The following is a 728-nucleotide window of genomic DNA, read 5'->3' on the forward strand; positions in this document are numbered from 1 at the left end:
ACATTATGCTTTTTCTCAAGCTTTCTGTATTCCTTCAACTGTATCTTATATTCAAGAGCTACCTTTTCAGCCTTGTTGTTTGCCTTGAGCAGGGCATCTGTAAGGGAATCAATCTTACGGTTGGCGTCCTTCAGGTCTTTTCCTATTTCATCAAGTCGTGCTATCATTTCATCAAGCTGCTTGCTCTTGTTCTGATTCTCCTCAAACAGGAACAGGGCGAACCTCTTTATCTGCTCATTATCCATACCTTCAAGGGGCGTATACTCCTTTTCGGGTCTGTCCATCATCTCTTGAAGATGCTTCTGTCTGAGTATGTGTTCTATGAGTTCCTCTGTTTCCATGTTCTCTAAATTTTATGTAAAGATACTCATTTTTAGTGAGATACACAAATATTCAGAGAACTTTTATCGCTGATTTTCAGAGTTTTATCATTAAATTCTTATGCTCGTTATCACCGGAGTTTCAAGTATCGTGACCAGGTCTTTCCAGTCTATCTTATACACTGTCACATCGTCCTTACGCTCTATTTTCATGAACTTATAACCCTTTATGAAGGACTTCTTATGAAGGTAGTAGGCATTGCGCTCATAGTGTATCATACGAACCTTGCGTTGGTCTTTAGACATGAACATGTAAACATCGCCGTTCATCGGGTCACGGTGGTACCTGCCGCGGATTATCTCACATATACGCTGAGCCTTGCATCTCATATCATGAAGCTCAGGAAG

General features: G+C 40.7%; 1 protein-coding gene and 1 pseudogene. Both read right to left on the reverse strand.

All coding sequences use genetic code 11. The annotated features are described in order from the left end of the window. Positions 1 to 341: pseudogene (locus NW213_RS16765) on the reverse strand (IS66 family transposase); the annotation flags it as partial. Between the two features lie 90 nt (positions 342 to 431). Beyond that, positions 432 to 728 (reverse strand): transposase (gene tnpB / locus NW213_RS16770; RefSeq protein ID WP_258323475.1); only part of this gene is annotated, 297 nt, incomplete at its 5' end.

The sequence above is a fragment of the Bacteroides sp. ET336 genome (assembly GCF_024733815.1).
GTDB lineage: Bacteria > Bacteroidota > Bacteroidia > Bacteroidales > Bacteroidaceae > Phocaeicola > Phocaeicola cellulolyticus.